Below are 17,281 nucleotides of genomic sequence, written 5' to 3' on the forward strand. Positions count from 1 at the left end.
CCAGCGAGCCAGTTCGCTCCTGGTCAATCAACCGTCCAACAGCGCCTCTCGGCCCTCAAACACCTCCCGCTTCGCCATGGCGGGAGCCTGTCGTCGCGCACCGACATCGATCCGGCCGCACTGAGTGGCGATGGGTTACTGTGGCGATGGAACAACAACCACACGGGAGCGCACACCCAGTGCGCTGAGAGGGCGGCTAGGGCCGTCGACCGTAGAACCTGTCCGGGTAATGCCGGCGTAGGGAGTGAGCATGACTGATCTGTTTGTCGAACCCACCGTCACCACCGGCCCGATCACCGGCAGCACCAAGATCTACCGCGAACTCGACAACGGTGCCCGGGTGCCGTTTCGCCGGGTCGGCCTGGCAGGCGACGAATACCTCGACCTCTACGACACCTCAGGTCCGTACACCGACACCGATGCGGTGATCGACCTGCACGCCGGGCTGCCTGCGCGGCCTGGGGTGGTCGCCGATCGCGGGACCCAGCTACAGCGGGCCAGGGCCGGCGAGATCACCGCGGAGATGGCCTTCATCGCTGCCCGGGAGGCAGTGCCCGCCGAGCTCGTCCGCGACGAGGTGGCCCGCGGGCGTGCCGTGATCCCCGCCAATCACCGCCACCCGGAGGCCGAGCCGATGATCATCGGCAAGGCCTTCGCCGTGAAAGTTAATGCCAATATCGGCAATTCGGCCGTCTCCTCCTCGATCGGCGAGGAGGTCGACAAGATGGTGTGGGCCACCCGGTGGGGAGCCGACACCATCATGGACCTGTCCACCGGCGCCGACATCCACGCCACGCGGGAGTGGATTCTGCGCAACTCGCCCGTGCCGGTCGGCACCGTGCCGATGTATCAGGCACTGGAAAAGGTCAAGGGCGATCCGACCCAGATGAGCTGGGAGATCTACCGCGACACCGTGATCGAGCAGTGTGAGCAGGGCGTGGACTATATGACGGTGCACGCCGGCGTCCTAATGCGCCACATCCCCCTGACGGTCAAACGGGTGACCGGGATCGTCAGCCGCGGCGGTTCCATCATGGCCGCCTGGTGCCTGGCCCATCACCGAGAGTCGTTTCTGTACACCAACTTCGAAGAGCTGTGCACTATCCTCGCCCGCTACGACGTCACCTTCTCACTCGGTGATGGGCTGCGGCCCGGCTCGATCGCCGACGCCAACGACGCGGCCCAGTTCGCCGAGCTGGCCACCCTCGGCGAGCTGACGAAAGTCGCGAAAGCCGCTGGGGTGCAAGTGATGATCGAAGGACCCGGCCATGTGCCGATGCATAAGATCGTCGAGAACGTCCGCCTCGAGGAAGAGCTGTGCGACGAGGCCCCGTTCTACACGCTGGGGCCGCTGGCCACCGATATCGCCCCCGGATACGACCACATCACGTCGGCGATCGGAGCGGCGATCATCGCCCAGGCCGGCACCGCGATGTTGTGTTACGTCACCCCTAAGGAGCACCTCGGGCTGCCCAACCGCAAGGACGTCAAGGACGGCGTGATCGCCTACAAGATCGCCGCCCATGCCGCCGACCTGGCCAAGGGCCACCCGCGTGCGCAGGAACGCGACGACGCGCTGTCTCGGGCCCGGTTCGATTTCCGGTGGCACGACCAGTTCGCCCTGTCGCTGGATCCCGACACCGCGCGCGAGTTCCACGACGAGACGCTGCCCGCCGAACCCGCCAAGACCGCACACTTCTGCTCGATGTGCGGACCGAAGTTCTGCTCCATGCGCATCACGCAGGACATTCGCGACGCGATGGCCGCCAAATCCGAGGAGTTCGCCGCTCACGGCAACCGGGTATACATCCCTCTGGAAAACTCAGTGCCGTGAATTTCCTGCCCCTGACCCCGCCGGGCCAGCCCCCGGTGCGAGTCCTCACCATCGCCGGCTCCGACTCCGGCGGCGGTGCAGGCATCCAGGCCGACATGCGCACCTTCGCATTGCTCGGGGTGCACTCGCTGGTCGCCGTCACCGCCGTCACCGTGCAGAACTCGCTGGGCGTCAAGGGTTTTCACGAGGTCCCGACGGACGTGATCGCCGCTCAGATCGAGGCGGTGGTCGGTGATATCGGCGTTCAGGCCGCCAAGACCGGCATGCTGGCCTCATCGCAGATCATCGAGACGGTCGCGGGGACCTGGCGCGACCTCGGGCTGGCCGGCACCCCGTTCGTCGTCGACCCCGTGTGCGCCTCGATGCACGGCGACCCACTACTGCATCCCTCGGCGCTGAATACGCTGCGCACCGAGCTGTTTCCGCTGGCCAGCCTGGTCACACCCAACCTTGACGAAGTGCGGCTGCTGGTCGGCATCGAGGTGGTCGACGAGCAGACCCAGCGCGACGCCGCCAAGGCACTACACGCCCTGGGCTCGCAGTGGGCGCTGGTGAAGGGCGGACATCTGCGGGGTTCGGCGTACAGTCCCGACCTGCTCTACGACGGCACCGAGTTCTACGAGTTCGACGCGCCCCGGGTGGACACCGGCCACGACCACGGCGCCGGCGATACGTTGGCCGCGGCCACCGCGTGCGCACTGGCCCACGGGTATTCGATGCCCGAAGCGGTGGCCTTCGGCAAGGCCTGGGTCACCGAATGCCTGCGGGCGGCCTATCCGCTGGGCGCCGGCCACGGCCCGGTATCGGCGCTGTTCCGGCTGCAATCGCTCGGCGAGAAACCGGAGACGGATCGCGCGTGAGCCTCGGCCTCGACGACATCGCCGGCGTCGCTCACCGGCCGGCGGGCCCACCGGCAGGTGTCGTGATGCTGACCCACGGGGCCGGCGGCAGCCGGGAGTCCCCGCTGCTGATCCGGATCTGCGATGAGTGGGCGGCCCGCGGCTGGCTGGCGGTGCGCTACAACCTGCCGTACCGGCGGCGTCGGCCGAAGGGGCCACCGTCGGGATCGGCGGCCGGCGACCGTGACGGCATCGTCGAGGCGCTCACGCTGGCCCGCACGCTAGCCGACGGTCCGGTGATCGCGGGCGGGCATTCCTACGGTGGCAGGCAGACCTCGATGGTCGCCGCCGAGCACCCCGAGCTCGTCGACCTGCTGACCCTGTTCTCGTATCCGCTGCATCCGCCCGGCAAGCCCGACCGGCTGCGCACCGAACACTTCGGCGCCATCACCGTCTCGACCGTGTTCACTCACGGCACCTCCGACCCGTTCGGCAGCATCGAGGAAGTTCGCGACGCAGTCCGCGCAATCCCCGGGCCCGTCGAGATCGTCGAGATCACCGGGGCGCGCCACGATCTCGGGTCCACGTCACTCGATGTCCCGGCGCTCGCGGTCGATGCGGCCCTTCGAGCGCTGAGCGACCCACCTTCGGCGACATAGGTCCCGGAGACTCGGGCCAAAGGGCTTTACCTTACTCGCGAGTAAGATACGGTATTCTGGCTGCATGCCATCGACGCAGCTCGACGCGATCATCGTCGGCGCAGGTTTCGCAGGAATCGGTGCGGCAATACAGCTCAAACGCCTGGGGTTCGACAATTTCGTCGTGCTGGACCGCGAGGACGACTTGGGCGGCACCTGGTACGTCAACCACTACCCCGGGCTGACCGTCGACGTTCCGACCACCACGTACTCCTACTTCTTCGAACCGAACCCGAACTGGAACCGGCTGTTCTCCACCGGAGCCGAGATCAAGCAGTACGCCGACAATGTCGCCGACAAGTACGACGTGCGCCGCCACATCCGGTTCAACACGACGGTCGAGAGCGCCCGCTGGGACGAGGACGCCACGTTGTGGCGCGTCACGCTGGCCGATGGCGACACCTTGGCCGCGCGCTACCTGATCACCGCGACCGGGTTCCTGTCGCAGCCGTTCACCCCGGAGATCCCGGGTATCCACGCCTTCGAAGGCAAGATCATCCACACCGCCGACTGGGACGACGATTACCAGCCGGCGCACCGGAAGATCGGCATCATCGGCACCGGCGCCACCGCCGTCCAGCTCATCCCAGAGCTGGCCAAGGATGCCGCCGAACTCACCGTGTATCAGCGCACCCCGATCTACGTGGTGCCCAAGGTCGACATCAAGTTCTCGGCCCGGGCCAAGCGGCTCTTTGCCCGAGTGCCGGCAACCCAGCGGGCTATCCGCTCGATCACCGACTGGCTGTACGAGTTCATGATCTCCGTCGGGGTGCTGCGCTATATCCCGCGAGTCACCATCGCCGCCGCCGACCTGGCCAAGATGTGGCGATTCGCCACCATTCGGGACAAGGAGCTGCGCGAAAAGCTCACCCCGGATTACGACTTCGGCTGCAAGCGGCCGACGTTTTCCAACAAGTACTATCGCGTGTTCACCAAGCCCAACGTCATCCTGCAGACCAGTGGCATCGACCACGTCGAGGCGGACGGCATCGTCGCCAACGACGGCACGAAGGCTGCCATCGACACCCTGGTGCTGGCGACCGGCTATGACATCTGGGAGGCCAACTTTCCGGCCTTCGAGGTGATCGGCCGCGACGGCCGCAACCTCGGAAAGTGGTGGCGGGACACCCGATTCCAGGCCTACCAGGGAGTCGCGGTGCCGTACTTCCCCAACTTCCTGAGCCTCGCCAGCCCCTACGCCTTCCTCGGGCTGAACTTCTTCAACTCGATGGAATACCAGATGCGGCATATGGACCGGATCTTCGGTGAGCTGAAGCGCCGTGGGGCAACCACATTCGAAGTCACCGAGGAAGCGAACACCCGTTATCTGGACCGGATGACCGAGTTACTCGGGGACACTTTGTTCACCCAAGGAAACTGCGCATCGGCGCGGTCGTACTATTTCAATCCCAGTGGTGAACCGACTCTGCTGCGGCCGATGTCCACGCGCAACGCGGTACGCGAGGCCTCGACCTACCCGGTGTCCGATTACCGCATCAGTTGAACCCTGAGAGGACGTCGATGTCTGCAGAGCCGTTGATCAAGTTGACCGGGGTGGTCGTGGCCGTCACCGGGCTGTCGCACTTTGTGCGCCCCGAGCTGTTCGAATCGGCTACCAAGTCGGCGTTTCCGGACAACACCGTGGCGCACACCTACATCGACGGCGGCATCGAGACCGCGATCGGGTTGGCGTTGGTTGCCCCCAAGACCCGCAAGCTGGCGCTGGCCGGGCTGCTGGCCTACGGCGCCTATCTGGGTGTCAACGTCGCTCGTAATCGCTGATCGGCGCCGCGCTATCGGCCTTGCCGAATTGGCAGGCCCCGCTGGCGCGGAAGGGTTCAGCTAGCTGCTGCAGGTAGGCCGCGGGATAGTGCGGTTTGGCCGCCATCCCAAGGTCGTCGGTACTGAACCGGCGTCCTGCGTCGTAGGCGTACGTGCGGTAGAGGTGATCCCAGATCAAGGTGAACAGACCGAAGTTCACATCACCCACGCCGGCCCACTTCAGGTGGTGGAATCGGTGCCCCTCGTTGAGGGCGAGCACGGATCGTAGCGGCCCGACGCGGTAGTCGACGTTGGCGTGTTGAAGCAGCAGCTGCACAGCCACACAGACCGACAGCGCCGATGCGACGTGGACCGGGAGCCCCAGCAGAATCAGGGGCACCACTCCGGCGGCCATCTCGATCGTCTGATGCACCGGATGCTTCATCAATCCGTTGAGCCCATAGAACCGCCGGATGCTGTGGTGCACCGCATGCAGCCGCCACAACCAGCCGATCCGGTGGCTGGCCAAATGGACAGTGGTGATTCCGAAGTCCGCGATCAGAACCGCGAACAACAATTGCACGACGAACGGCCACCCCACCGGCCACCACGAGTGAAACGGCATGACCGCGGCCAACAGCGGGATGACGGCAACGCTGGCCAGAATGAACGTTTCGTTGACGACGGCGTGGATCGTGTCCCGCCCCGCGTCCTCGAGCCCAGAGTTCCACTCGCGACGGTAGGGCAAGAGTCGCTCAGCGGCGAAAGAGCACGCGACGGCGGTGATGATGAGTGCCACCGCCCACAGTTCGCTGGCGTGGACGGCACCCAAGTAGGCAGCAGCACCATTGATTCCGATCAGCATGAAGGGCACATAGCCCCATCGAACAAGCATCGTCATGGCAACTACCGTGGCCCACCACGGCACCGCGCTGCTTGTATGGATCGATCGTCTTCAAGCCCAGACGAGCTGCCCGCTGGCCTGACTGGGCGACAGGCCGAACATCTCGTGGCACACCCGATTGGCGTGTGCACTGTCGGTGAATCCCGCCGCATGGGCGGCGTCGGTCAGTGAGGCACCGGATCGCAGCGCGTCGATCGCCAGTCGCAGCCGCGCCCACCGCACATAGGTGGGGAACGACTGCCCCACGTGATCACGGAAGAGGCGGCTGAGCCGGCTTGGTGACAGCGCGACGCCGACGGCGACGTCCCCGAGCGTCACCGGTTCGGGCAGCCGCTGCGATATCAGCTCCACCGCCGCACGCACACTCGGGTGCCAATTGCCTTCCCCCAGTTCCGGTGTGGCCGCATGCGTCTCCTTCAGCTTGGCGAGAAGCGTTGCCGGATCCGGCAATTCGGTCTCGGTCCAATCATCGAGCGCCTCGCCGGCCGCAAACCACGTCCGGACGTCGTCGGTGACGTCGACCATCGTGCTGAGCTGCCTGCCGACAACCGTTCGCGGATCCACGAACAACAAGAAGCCAGAACACGGTTCGACGATACGGATGGAGTGGCTGCAGCCCGACGGTATGACCGCCCCAGAGCCGACCCATTGGCGACCTTGCGCGTCAGTGAGTTCGAACGAACCCGACCAGGCCCGAATCAGTTGGGTAGCCACATGGTGGTGCCCGCGCGCGTACGCCAGTGATCCGAAATAGCACAGGGCACCATCATCGACAGCCAGTGCTCCTGACCAGGGCATCGAGTGAGATTGCTGCGCGCACATGCACTCATTGTGGTGCATCCGCAAGGTCACAAATCCGACAAGTTTTACGATGACGTCAGATTTCTCGCTTACATTGATTCCGCACGGCGACGCGTAGTCGTTGGTTGTGAGGATGCCACGCGAAATATGGGTCGGGGGACCGTGCCGGACCGGCGTGAGTGCGGGCAACTACACGCACGCCGGTCCGCATTTCATGTTCGAGGCCTACTATCCCGCCGGTGAACAGCCTCCAGCGACGCCTCGGCACCACCGACGCCGTGATCATCGGGCTCGGTTCGATGGTCGGGGCCGGGATCTTCGTCACGTTGGCCCCCGCGGCCGCGGCGGCCGGATCGTGGCTGCTGGTCGCGCTGGCACTTGCCGGAGCGGTCGCCTACTGCAACGCGATGTCCTCGGCGCGGCTGGCCGCCCGCTACCCACAATCGGGCGGCACCTATATCTACGGCCGGGAACGGCTCGGCGACTTCTATGGCTACCTCGCGGGCTGGAGCTTCGTGGTCGGCAAGACCGCATCGTGTGCGGCGATGGCGCTGACGGTCGGGTTCTATGTGTGGCCCGCCTACGCGCACGCCGTGGCGGTCGCCGCGGTGCTGGCGCTGACCGTCGTCAACTACCGCGGTATCCAGAAGTCGGCGCTGCTGACCCGGATCATCGTCGCCGTCGTGCTCGCGGTGCTGGCCGCCGTGGTGGTGATCGTGGCGACCTCGGGCCGGGTCGACGCCGACCATCTGAGGCTCGGCGGTGGCAGTTTCCTCGGGGTGCTGCAGGCCGCCGGATTGCTGTTCTTCGCGTTCGCCGGCTATGCGCGCATCGCCACACTCGGCGAGGAGGTGCGCGACCCGGCCACGACCATCCCACGGGCCATCCCCGTCGCGCTCGGGCTCGCCCTCGTCGTCTATTCGGCCGTGGCCGTGACCGTGCTGGCGGTGCTGGGTCCGGACCGATTGGCCGCGGCCGCAGCACCATTGGCCGATGCGGTGCGGGCCGCCGGGGCCGGCGGCTTCGAACCGGTGGTACGCATCGGCGCGGCGGTGGCAGCACTGGGCTCGCTGCTGTCGCTGATTCTAGGGGTCTCGCGGACCACCTTGGCGATGGCGCGGGATCAGCATCTGCCGACCGGGCTGGCGAAAGTGCATCCGCGCTTCGGTGTGCCGCACCGCGCCGAGGTGACGGTCGGCGCGGTGGTCGCCGCGCTGGCCGCAGTGGCCGATGTCCGTGGCGTGATCGGCTTTTCGTCGTTCGCGGTGCTGGTCTACTACGCGATCGCCAACGCCTCGGCCTGGACACTCGAGCCCAATCGATCCCCGGGTCGCTGCGCTCCTGCCCGCCGCCGGGTTATCCCCGCCATCGGACTGGCCGGCTGCGTAGCACTGGCGGTCGCGTTGCCCGTGCAGGCGGTGGTGTCCGGCGCGGGAGTGCTCGCGCTTGGCGCTCTGATCTACGTGGTCCGTCGGTTGCGATAAGCCTCGACCGCGGGGGCAGGGTCATGAAGATGTGCCGGCGCCGGTAGCCGCGGAACTGGGCCAGTCCGGGCGCGACGGCCGTCCAGTTCATCCGTCTAGCATGCGCGAGGCGCCTGGATGCGGTTGAGTTTCTGACCGTGATCCCGATGAGCTGGACGCCAGTTGACAGTCGCGCCGACGAGAAGTTCGTCGTCGCCCCGCACGAACGGCTGAGCTGGTCGCGGACGTTGGGCATCGGGGCCCAACACGTGGTGGCGATGTTCGGCGCCACCTTCCTGGTTCCCGTACTCACCGGCTTTCCACCCGCCACCACACTGTTGTTCTCCGGTATCGGCACGCTGCTGTTCTTGGTGATCACCGGCAACCGACTGCCGAGCTACCTCGGCTCCAGCTTCTCGGTGATCGCCCCGGTGACGGCAGCGGTGGCCTCACATGGCGCCGGCAGCGCGCTGGGCGGGCTGATCGCAGTCGGTGTGCTGCTGATCCTCATCGGCGTGGCCGTGCACCTGGCCGGCACCCGCTGGATCGATATCGCGCTGCCCCCGGTCGTCACCGGCGCGATCGTCGCCCTGATCGGCTTCAACCTGGCGCCGGCCGCCAAGACGAATTTCGAAAAGGGCCCGGTCGTCGGCGTCGTCACGCTGGTGCTGCTGGTGGTGGTGCTGGCGTTCTTCCGCGGCATCGTCGGGCGGCTGGCCATCTTCTTGGCGGTGGTCACCGGTTATCTGCTCGCGCTGGCGCTCGGCGAGGTGGACACCTCGGGGATCGCCGCGGCCGGCTGGATCGGGCTGCCGCACTTCCAGACTCCGACGCTGAACCTGTCGGTGCTGCCACTGTTCCTGCCCGCGGTGATCGCGCTCATCGCCGAGAACATCGGGCACGTGAAGTCGGTGGGGCAGATGACCGGAGTCGACACCGATCCGCTGACCGGCCGGGCGCTGGCCGCCGACGGTGTCGCGACGGTGCTGGCGGGTCTGGGCGGCGGGTCAGCGACCACCACCTACGCCGAGAACATCGGGGTGATGGCCGCGACCCGCGTCTACTCCACCGCGGCGTACTGGGTGGCCGGTGCGACGGCGATCCTTCTGGCGTTGTGTCCCAAGGTCGGAGCGACGATCTCGGCGATCCCACCCGGCGTGCTCGGCGGTGCCACCATCGTGCTCTACGGGCTCGTCGGCGTGCTGGGTGTGCGGATCTGGCTGACCAACAATGTCGACTTCAGCTTGCCGATCAACCAGATGACCGCCGCGATCGCGTTGATCATCGGGATCGCCGACTTCACCTGGAGCATCGGCGATCTCACGTTCACCGGTATCGCGCTGGGGTCGATCGCGGCGCTCGTCGTCTATCACGGCATGCGGGCGCTGGGGGTACTGCGGGGCGCGCGGTCATAGCCGACCCGCGATCACGGCATCGAGTCCGAGTCACGACCCCACGATGAGGTGGCGGGTGCGGTCGTCGCGCAGCGGAATACCGTTGCGGCCGTCCATGTCCTGGGCATAGAGACCGACCGAGAAAGCCACTCCCCCGCCGAGAATGCCCAACGCGGTCTTGTCGATGTGCTCAAGGGTGTCGGTGCTCTTGTGGTAGTTCGGATCGAATGGCGCGTCGGCGGTCCCGCCCCACAGCTTCTGCTGATCGACGGTCTTGTTCTCCTCGGCTCCGGAGAACAGTCCACCGGAGGGCACCCCGGCCTGGGTGAAGGCATCGTAGTCCGACCGGCCGTCGAATGACGTGTCCTGGGCGGTCTTTCCAGCCGATTTGAGATACGCGACCAAGGTCCGTTCAATACCCGCCGACCCTTCGGGCACTCGCGGTATCCGGCCGGTGCGTCCCGGCGCCGTGGACTGGTCACCGTCATAGGTGAAGTAGCCGGGGTTGGGTGAGCCGATCATGTCGTAGTTGAGGTACAGCGCAATGTCCTTGAGCTGATCGACACTGAGCGATTCGATGTATTTCGTGGACCCGATCGTACCGAGTTCCTCAGCCCCCCAGAATGCAAACCGGACAGCGTTTTTCACCTCGCCGTTGGGGCCGAGTTGTGCGGCGGTCTCCAGCACCGCGGCCACACCCGATCCGTTGTCGTTGATGCCCGGCCCTTCGGGCACGCTGTCCAGGTGGGCGCCGACCATCACGACGTCACTGGCCGAGCCGGTCTTGGTCTGGGCAATGACGTTGCGCGCACTGACGTTCTTGGTGCTGGCTTCGAGCTTGAGCGTCACCGGACCGGGATTGGCCCGTAGCGCCGCCCCGTCGGCCTTCGTCACCCCGACCACCGGGAGTTTGACGTCGGTGTCCTCGCCGAGGGTGGCACCCATTTGTTGGCCGTCGACATTGTCGGCGACGACCAGCGCGACGGCCCCCAGCTTGGCGGCGATGGCCTGTTTGTCCTTGAACGGACAGCTACCCCGGTCCACGAGAACCACCGCTCCCTTGACCGGCAGGCCGTCGTAGTCGGCCGGGGCGCACCCGGGGGTGTCCTCGGCCGGCGCGACGACGAGCGGTCCGCTGACCCCCTGCGGCGGGGTGGGCAGGCTGAACTCCATGGCTCGGGCCGTCACCCCGGCGCCGCCGACCCGTAACTCAGGGCTACCGGACTGGAAAACCTTGGCCTGGAACTCGGGGGTTTGCACGTCGAACCCTTTTGCCCGCAGCACGCCCGCCACATAGTCGACGCTGGCCTCGAATCCTGGGGTACCGACCGCCCTGGTGCCGTTGTTGGCGTTGGCGATGTCCTGCAGCTTCTGCAGGTGGGCGGACATGGCGTCGGTGGTGACCTGCTTGCGTAATCCGTCGGCAAACTGGGCGGCGGGATTCGCCGCGCCTTGCTGGACGGAGTTGGCCTGGTGGTTGCAGCCCGCCACGGCGACCACGGCGACCGCGAGCGTCATCACGGCCAGGTGTCTGGTAGTCATCGCGCCCAGATTAGACGTCTCCGCATTTGCGCAGGTTCGGGTGGCACCATGTGCTCGATGACTGTGACCGCCCCGCGCCGCCGCCTGGTGACCTCAACCGAGGTCCTGGTGGCGGCGCTGGTGGGATGTGCCCTGGTAGGCAGCTGGATGCGCGACGGCGTGGCCGGGAATCCACGGCTGGCCACCGCCGGAACGGTGTTCGCCGGGGTATTTCTGCAGGCCGTGCCGTTTCTGGTGCTCGGTGTGGTGATCAGTGGCCTGATTGCCGCGTTCGTCTCCCCCGAGCGGCTGGCCCGGATGCTGCCCCGGCGGGCGCCCGCGGCGGTGCTGGCCGCCGGGGTGGCCGGCGCGGCGCTGCCGGGCTGTGAGTGCGGGTCGGTTCCGGTGGCCCGGCGGCTATTCGGTGACGGGACGACGGGCGCGGCGGCGCTGACGTTCATGCTGAGCGCGCCGGCGATCAATCCGGTGGTGCTGGTGGCCACCGCGGTGGCCTTCCCCGGCCAACCGGCGATGGTGGCGGCCCGCTGCCTGGCCTCGCTGGCCACCGCCGTGGTGATGGGGGTGCTGTGGTCGCGGTGGGGGCGGCCCGGCTGGGTGACCCGCAAGCTCCCCCGCCCCGGCGGTGACGAGCAGTCCCACTGGACGGTGTTCACCGAGGCGGCCCGGCACGACTTCTTACAGGCCGGCTCGTATCTGGTGATCGGCGCCGCGGCGGCGGCCACCCTGCGAGTTGTGGTGCCGCCGTGGATGTTCGAGCATGTGGCCGGTCATCTGGTGATCGGCGTCGTCACCATGGCACTGCTGGCCTTCGTGCTGGCCCTGTGCTCGGAAGCCGACGCGTTCGTGGCGGCCAGCCTCACCATGGTGCCGCTGGTACCGCGGCTGGTGTTCCTGGTGGTCGGTCCGGCCGTCGACGTGAAACTGGTTGCCATGCAAGCGGGTTTGTTTGGGCGCAGTTTCGCGCTGCGCTTCGCGCCGGTCACGCTGGTGGTTGCGACCGTCCTGGCGACCGCGGTGGGTCTGGTGCTGCTGTGAGGCGCGAAACCGAGAACACTCTGCTGCTGATCGTCGGGATCGCCCTGGTGATGGTCACCGTCACCGGGGCCTACACCCGCTACGTCAAACCGGCGATGCTGCCGTGGCTGGCGATCTCGTCGGCGGTGGTCATCGGGCTGGCGCTGGTCGCAATCACCCGGGATATCCGCAGCGGCGGTGCGAACCACGACCACACCGGACATGTTCACCGCAACGGCATCGTCTGGCTGTTGGTGCTGCCGGTGGTGTTGTTGATCTTTGTGGTGCCACCGGCCTTGAGTGCCAGGGCTGCCGCGCCGGCGACGGTGACCGGCGCCCGGTCGTTTCCACCGCTAGCGGCCGGGGCGGCGCCCGCGGTGTCGCTGCCCGAGGTGCTGATGCGCGTCGCGGTCGGCAAGGTGGGTGGCCTGGACGGCAGACAGATCACCACGACCGGGTTCACCATGCGCGACGGCGATCGAGTCGACCTGGCCAAGATCGTCATCATCTGCTGTGCGGCCGACGCCCAGCTGGCCCGGCTCCATCTGTCCGGTCCGGCGGCGTCGAGCGCGGCCGCGTATCCGGAGAACACCTGGATTCGGGTGGAGGGCACTGTGCCCGCGGGCCAGACCTATTCGGGCACCGAATCGATACCGACGCTTGAGGTGTCGAGCATCACCCGCATCGACCCGCCCGCCAATACCTACGGCTGAGCGAACCTGGTCACGATCAGGTCGGCGACTGCCTGCATACCGGCGGCGTTGGGGTGAAACGGCTTCGGCCGCCACGGCAGCAACGAGCCGGCGCCGATCGTCCACGGGTCGGCTGACCAGGCGTGGTGGTCGCGGCTCGCTTCGGCGGCGTGGACCACCTCGCAGCCGGTGGCCGCAGCAGCGTCGGACGTCTGCTGCGCCAGTCGGTCCGCCACGAGCCGCCCCAGATCGGCGACGTCACCGGGCAGCGGTGGGGCAGGTGTTCCTGACGGCGGCAACAGAGTCAGGTAGTCCACGAACATGATTCGCGCTCGTGGCGACCGGTCGCGCAGCACCTGACCGATTTCCCGCAGTGCCGCACCGATCTGATTCAGCGCCGCCTCGCGGGCGGCGGGGTCCAGGAGTTCGCGCAGCCGGTCGCCGAGCACGGGCAGGGCCCTCAGTATCGATGGCAGCGTCGCGGCGAACAGCAGCGGGACGTAGCCGACGTCGTTGCCGCCGATGGTGACGGTGACCAGTTCCTCCGTGCCGTTCAGCACATCGATCTGCGGTGACGCCCCGCGCTGGCGTTCACGCAGCACGTTGGCGGTGGTGGCGCCGGAGTAGGTGACGTCAACCAGGTCGAGGCCCAGGCGTTCGGCCGCCAGGTGTGGATAGTTGCGGGCTGAGCGGCCAGCAGCCAACGGTGAACCCGCTGCCCTGGGCGTGATCCCCGGCCCTGCGGCCATCGAACTACCCAGGGCCACATAGCGGCTGGTCATCAGGCCAGGCTCGGGCTCGACGCCTGCGCCCAGAACCTCTTGGGGATGCGCCCGGCGTGCCGCGCCAGCAGACCGGCAGTGACGGCGGCGGCCATGGCGGCGGCCATCGCAGGCGGATCGGCGGCGCGGGTCACCGCACTCGCCAAAAGGACCGCGTCACATCCCAATTCCATGGCCAGCGCGGCGTCACTGGCGGTGCCGATGCCAGCGTCCAGGATCACCGGCACACCGGCTGCCCCGACAATCATCTCGATATTGTGCGGATTGGAAATCCCCAGCCCGGTGCCAATCGGCGAACCCAGCGGCATCACCGCTGCGCAGCCGATGTCCTCGAGCCGGCGGGCCAGCACCGGGTCGTCGTTGGTGTAGGGCAGCACCACGAACCCGTCGTCGACCAATTGCTCTGCCGCGCGCACCAATTCGACCGCATCGGGCAGCAGGGTCCGCTCATCGGCGATGACCTCGAGCTTGACCCAGTCGGTGGCTAGCGCCTCCCGCGCCAGCTGCGCGGTCAGCACGGCCTCCGCCGCACCGCGACACCCCGCGGTGTTGGGCAGCGGGGTGATATCCAGCCGAGCCAGCAGATCCAGCACCCCGGTACCGCCATCGGCGTCGACCCGACGCATGGCCACGGTGGTCATCTCGGTGCCCGAGGCCACCAACGCTTCTTCCAGCACCGTCAGGTTCGGTGCGCCACCGGTGCCCAGGATCAGCCGCGAACCGAACGTGCGGCCGGCGATCGTCAGTTGCTCAGCCACCTTGCACCGCCGTCACCACTTCGACTCGGGCGCCCTCGGACACCGTCGAATTCCATTGCGAGCGAGGCAGCACCGTCCAATCGACGGCAACCGCGATACCTCGTTCGGGGAAGCCGAGGGTTTCCAGAAGTCGCCACACCGTGGTGCCGTCGTCAACTTCACGCTCCTCGTCGTTGACCATCACCTTCACGTCCGTGCTCCCATCAACTCGGCGGCGATCCGTTCAGCAGTCCACGGCGCCAACAGAAATCCCGATCGGCCATGTCCGGTGGCCACCAGTGTGCACTCGTCCAGCCGTCCGACGATCGGCATGTTGTCCGGGGTCATCGGCCGCAACCCCGCCGCACATTCGGCCAGTTCGTACTCGCCGAGTGCGGGCATCACCTCGCAGGCGTCGTCGAGCAGCTCACGCACACCGGCCACCGCAGGCGCGGTGTCACGGCCGTGTTCGTACTGCGTAGCACCGATCACGATGCCGTCAGCCCGGGGCACCAGATACACCGATCGGCCGTGCACCCTGGCCCGAATCACCCGCTGCGGCACCGGCATACAGCCGCGTCGCCAGCGCAGCCGCAGCACCTCACCCTTGACCGGACGGACCTGCAGGCCGGGCCACAGCGCGGGAGCATCGATCCCGTTGGCGACCACCACGGTATCCGCGCCGTCGCGGGCGTCATCGAGCCGCTCCACCGGCCCCGCCCACCGAACCCCGAGCTGCTCGCAGTGCGCCGCCAAGGCGGTCACCAGCTTGCGGTTGTCCACTGCCAGCTCGTCGGCAGCGATGAAACCGTGCCGAATTCCTTGGGCCAGAAGCGGTTCGATGTCTCTTGCGGTAGTCGTCACGGTGACCGGATGCCCCTGAGCCGACAGCCAGTCCGCGACAGTGCGCAGGTCCTGCGCGTCGGCGCGATCGACCCCGACGACCAGCGACTCACGTGCAGTCACCACATCGTCGGGCAGGCCGTCGAGGAAACCGTCATGCCACAGCCGCAGCGACTCCAGCCCCAACGCCAGCAGCTTCTCCTCGCCTGGCCAGCCCTCGCTGTGTGGGGCCAGCATCCCGCCGGCCACCCACGACGCCCCCGGCCCGGGAATCTTCCCCGAGTCGCTTCGCTCCTGCCCGCCGGGATTCTTCCCCGAGTCGCTTCGCTCCTGCCCGCCGGCAGGGGTCCTGTGTACCCGCACCGACAACCCGTCCAACGCCGCGCGACGGGCCACGGCGAGACCGATGACGCCGCCACCGATGACGGCCAGAGATTCCTGTGACATATCCCTTTCGCTTCCTTCGCCGGCATGACCCGGATCAGGTGGTGACGGTCTGGAGGAGGTTGCTCCACTCTCAGCCCCGCTCCCGGGGCTCCCGTGCCAACCGTCCACGCTAGCCGCTACGGTCGCGGTGTGCACGAACCTCAGATCAGGCTGGCGACCGCACGGCTGTACCTCTGCACCGATGCCCGCCGTGAACGCGGTGATCTGGCCGAGTTCGCCGACGCGGCGCTGGCCGGCGGCGTCGACCTCATCCAGCTGCGCGACAAGGGCTCCCCCGGCGAGCACCAGTTCGGGCCGTTGGAGGCACGCGGCGAGCTGGCGGCGCTGGAGATTCTGGCCGACGCGGCCCACCGGCACGGCGCACTGCTGGCGGTCAACGACCGCGCCGACATCGCCCGCGCCGCCGGCGCCGACGTGCTGCATCTGGGCCAGGACGACCTGCCGTTGGCGGTGGCCCGCGACATCGTCGGCCCAGACACCGTGATCGGCCGGTCCACGCACGCGATCGGTGAGGCCGCCCGCGCGTTGACCGAGGACGTCGACTACTTCTGTGTCGGCCCGTGCTGGCCGACGCCGACGAAGCCGGGTCGGGCCGCACCCGGTCTGGGCCTGGTGCGCGAGGTGGCGGCGACGGGACCGGACAAGCCGTGGTTCGCGATCGGCGGGATCGACGAGGCGCGCCTGCCCGAGGTGCTGGACGCCGGGGCGAGCCGAATTGTGGTGGTGCGGGCGATCACCGCGGCCGACGACCCCAAGGCCGCTGCCGCCCGGTTGCGTGCCGCGCTCGACCAATCCCCTGGTCGATGCGCTCCCACCCAGCGGTCCAGCTAGCCGACCTCAGCGGGCGCCGACGTGCACCACGCGAAGACACCGGACTGGATCTCGACGGTGTGCGGCACAGGTTGCTGGCATTCCTCGTGATCGTCCGAGCTCAGCATGGCGGTGATGCGCAGCCGTTCCCAACTGGCGGCGAAGCCGGGGTGCAGCGGCAACTCCACGACCTCGGCCTCGGCCACCCAGCGCAGCTCGGAACTCTCCCGGTTCGCGACGGTGGTCAACAATGCGGGAGCGTCGGCGACGACGGTGGTGTAACTCCAGTGGGTTCCGCCGGTGCCGAGGACCTCGGCCGTGACCACCGTCGCGCGGACCTGCACGTGCTCGGCGAGCAGCCCGGCTTCCTCGTGGGCTTCGCGAACGGCGGCCTGCTCGGGGGTTTCGTGGCTGTCGCGGGCGCCGCCGGGCAGCGCCCAGGTACCGCCCTGATGGCTCCACGGCGCGCGATGCTGAAGCAGCACCGCCGGGGTACCGTCGGGGCGGGGGGCTCGCAACAACAGTCCGGCGGCACCGTGCCGTCCCCAGTAGTGCGTGCCGGTATCGGATACCACCCAGCCGTCGCCATCCCCACGCACGCGTTCAGGATAAGCACGCCACGCCGAGAGTAGGTCGTTCGATCCCACCCCATCCGTCACAGGACCTCTTAGGATTGTCTCAGGAAATGCGCGGGGTATCCCGGCAAGGGCAGCAGCGAAT

Annotated in this window: 18 protein-coding genes and 2 riboswitches; of the genes, 10 read left to right on the forward strand and 8 right to left on the reverse strand. The window is 67.7% G+C overall.

What is annotated here, in order from left to right:
• Positions 1-152: 152 nt before the first annotated feature.
• Positions 153-261, forward strand: a riboswitch (TPP riboswitch).
• The 5 genes from thiC (at position 251) to G6N38_RS07815 (ending at position 5,153) form a co-directional block, all read left to right on the forward strand.
• On the forward strand, positions 251-1,834 hold the full coding sequence (thiC, locus tag G6N38_RS07795; RefSeq protein WP_163747000.1) for a phosphomethylpyrimidine synthase ThiC: 1,584 nt from the start codon (positions 251-253) through the stop codon (positions 1,832-1,834). Its footprint overlaps the riboswitch before it by 11 nt.
• Positions 1,831-2,694: a bifunctional hydroxymethylpyrimidine kinase/phosphomethylpyrimidine kinase gene (thiD, locus tag G6N38_RS07800; protein ID WP_163747001.1), complete on the forward strand. Its 864-nt coding sequence runs from the start codon at positions 1,831-1,833 to the stop codon at positions 2,692-2,694. The genes thiC and thiD overlap by 4 nt, the downstream gene beginning before the upstream one ends.
• Entirely contained in the window at positions 2,691-3,332 is a 642-nt protein-coding gene (locus G6N38_RS07805) for an alpha/beta hydrolase family protein (RefSeq protein ID WP_163747002.1), read from the forward strand. Before thiD ends, G6N38_RS07805 begins: the two co-directional genes overlap by 4 nt.
• A gap of 64 nt (positions 3,333-3,396) precedes the next feature.
• Positions 3,397-4,875: a flavin-containing monooxygenase gene (locus G6N38_RS07810; protein WP_163747003.1), complete on the forward strand. Its 1,479-nt coding sequence runs from the start codon at positions 3,397-3,399 to the stop codon at positions 4,873-4,875.
• Between the two features lie 17 nt (positions 4,876-4,892).
• Positions 4,893-5,153 (forward strand): DoxX-related protein, encoded by a 261-nt coding sequence (locus G6N38_RS07815; RefSeq protein WP_163747004.1) that lies wholly within the window; start codon positions 4,893-4,895, stop codon positions 5,151-5,153.
• On the opposite strand, the gene G6N38_RS07820 is transcribed toward G6N38_RS07815, so the two are convergent.
• Entirely contained in the window at positions 5,131-6,033 is a 903-nt protein-coding gene (locus G6N38_RS07820; protein WP_163747005.1) for a sterol desaturase family protein, read from the reverse strand. The genes G6N38_RS07815 and G6N38_RS07820 overlap by 23 nt on opposite strands.
• 54 nt (positions 6,034-6,087) lie before the next feature.
• A complete protein-coding gene (locus G6N38_RS07825) occupies positions 6,088-6,834 on the reverse strand; it encodes a helix-turn-helix transcriptional regulator (protein WP_246227771.1) in 747 nt (248 codons plus the stop codon).
• Positions 6,835-7,136: 302 nt separating this feature from the next.
• On the opposite strand from G6N38_RS07825, the gene G6N38_RS07830 reads away from it, so the two are divergent.
• The gene (locus G6N38_RS07830) at positions 7,137-8,321 is read left to right on the forward strand and encodes an APC family permease (RefSeq protein WP_246227972.1); all 1,185 of its coding nucleotides are present in this window, start codon (positions 7,137-7,139) and stop codon (positions 8,319-8,321) included.
• 146 nt (positions 8,322-8,467) lie between these two features.
• Positions 8,468-9,715 (forward strand): uracil-xanthine permease family protein, encoded by a 1,248-nt coding sequence (locus G6N38_RS07835; protein ID WP_407662952.1) that lies wholly within the window; start codon positions 8,468-8,470, stop codon positions 9,713-9,715.
• A 30-nt stretch (positions 9,716-9,745) separates the two neighbouring features.
• Here the strand turns inward: G6N38_RS07835 and G6N38_RS07840 are convergent, their stop codons facing one another.
• Complete coding sequence (locus G6N38_RS07840; protein WP_163747008.1) at positions 9,746-11,236, reverse strand: M28 family metallopeptidase; 1,491 nt, start codon at positions 11,234-11,236, stop codon at positions 9,746-9,748.
• Between the two features lie 57 nt (positions 11,237-11,293).
• Between G6N38_RS07840 and G6N38_RS07845 the strand changes: the two genes are divergently transcribed.
• Both G6N38_RS07845 and G6N38_RS07850 read left to right on the forward strand, forming a co-directional pair.
• Entirely contained in the window at positions 11,294-12,271 is a 978-nt protein-coding gene (locus G6N38_RS07845) for a permease (RefSeq protein ID WP_163747009.1), read from the forward strand.
• On the forward strand, positions 12,268-12,963 hold the full coding sequence (locus tag G6N38_RS07850; RefSeq protein WP_163747010.1) for a TIGR03943 family putative permease subunit: 696 nt from the start codon (positions 12,268-12,270) through the stop codon (positions 12,961-12,963). Before G6N38_RS07845 ends, G6N38_RS07850 begins: the two co-directional genes overlap by 4 nt.
• On the opposite strand, the gene G6N38_RS07855 is transcribed toward G6N38_RS07850, so the two are convergent.
• From G6N38_RS07855 to thiO, 4 genes are all read right to left on the reverse strand, one after another.
• Positions 12,954-13,724: an SGNH/GDSL hydrolase family protein gene (locus G6N38_RS07855; RefSeq protein WP_163747011.1), complete on the reverse strand. Its 771-nt coding sequence runs from the start codon at positions 13,722-13,724 to the stop codon at positions 12,954-12,956. The two genes, G6N38_RS07850 and G6N38_RS07855, sit on opposite strands and share 10 nt — an antisense overlap.
• Positions 13,724-14,482, reverse strand: coding sequence for a thiazole synthase (gene thiG / locus G6N38_RS07860; RefSeq protein WP_163747012.1), 759 nt, complete (start codon positions 14,480-14,482; stop codon positions 13,724-13,726). Before thiG ends, G6N38_RS07855 begins: the two co-directional genes overlap by 1 nt.
• Positions 14,475-14,672 (reverse strand): sulfur carrier protein ThiS, encoded by a 198-nt coding sequence (thiS, locus tag G6N38_RS07865; RefSeq protein WP_163747013.1) that lies wholly within the window; start codon positions 14,670-14,672, stop codon positions 14,475-14,477. The genes thiG and thiS overlap by 8 nt, the downstream gene beginning before the upstream one ends.
• On the reverse strand, positions 14,669-15,751 hold the full coding sequence (thiO, locus tag G6N38_RS07870) for a glycine oxidase ThiO (protein WP_163747014.1): 1,083 nt from the start codon (positions 15,749-15,751) through the stop codon (positions 14,669-14,671). Before thiO ends, thiS begins: the two co-directional genes overlap by 4 nt.
• A riboswitch (TPP riboswitch) is annotated at positions 15,746-15,856 on the reverse strand. It overlaps the preceding gene by 6 nt.
• A 24-nt stretch (positions 15,857-15,880) precedes the next feature.
• Here thiO and thiE point away from each other — a divergent pair.
• Complete coding sequence (gene thiE, locus G6N38_RS07875) at positions 15,881-16,582, forward strand: thiamine phosphate synthase (RefSeq protein ID WP_163747015.1); 702 nt, start codon at positions 15,881-15,883, stop codon at positions 16,580-16,582.
• Here thiE and G6N38_RS07880 read toward each other — a convergent pair.
• Positions 16,579-17,160 carry an NUDIX hydrolase gene (locus G6N38_RS07880; protein ID WP_170314157.1) on the reverse strand — a complete coding sequence of 194 codons (582 nt, stop codon included), beginning with the start codon at positions 17,158-17,160 and terminating at the stop codon, positions 16,579-16,581. The two genes, thiE and G6N38_RS07880, sit on opposite strands and share 4 nt — an antisense overlap.
• Positions 17,161-17,281 lie beyond the last annotated feature (121 nt).

The organism is Mycolicibacterium helvum (assembly GCF_010731895.1).
GTDB lineage: Bacteria > Actinomycetota > Actinomycetes > Mycobacteriales > Mycobacteriaceae > Mycobacterium > Mycobacterium helvum.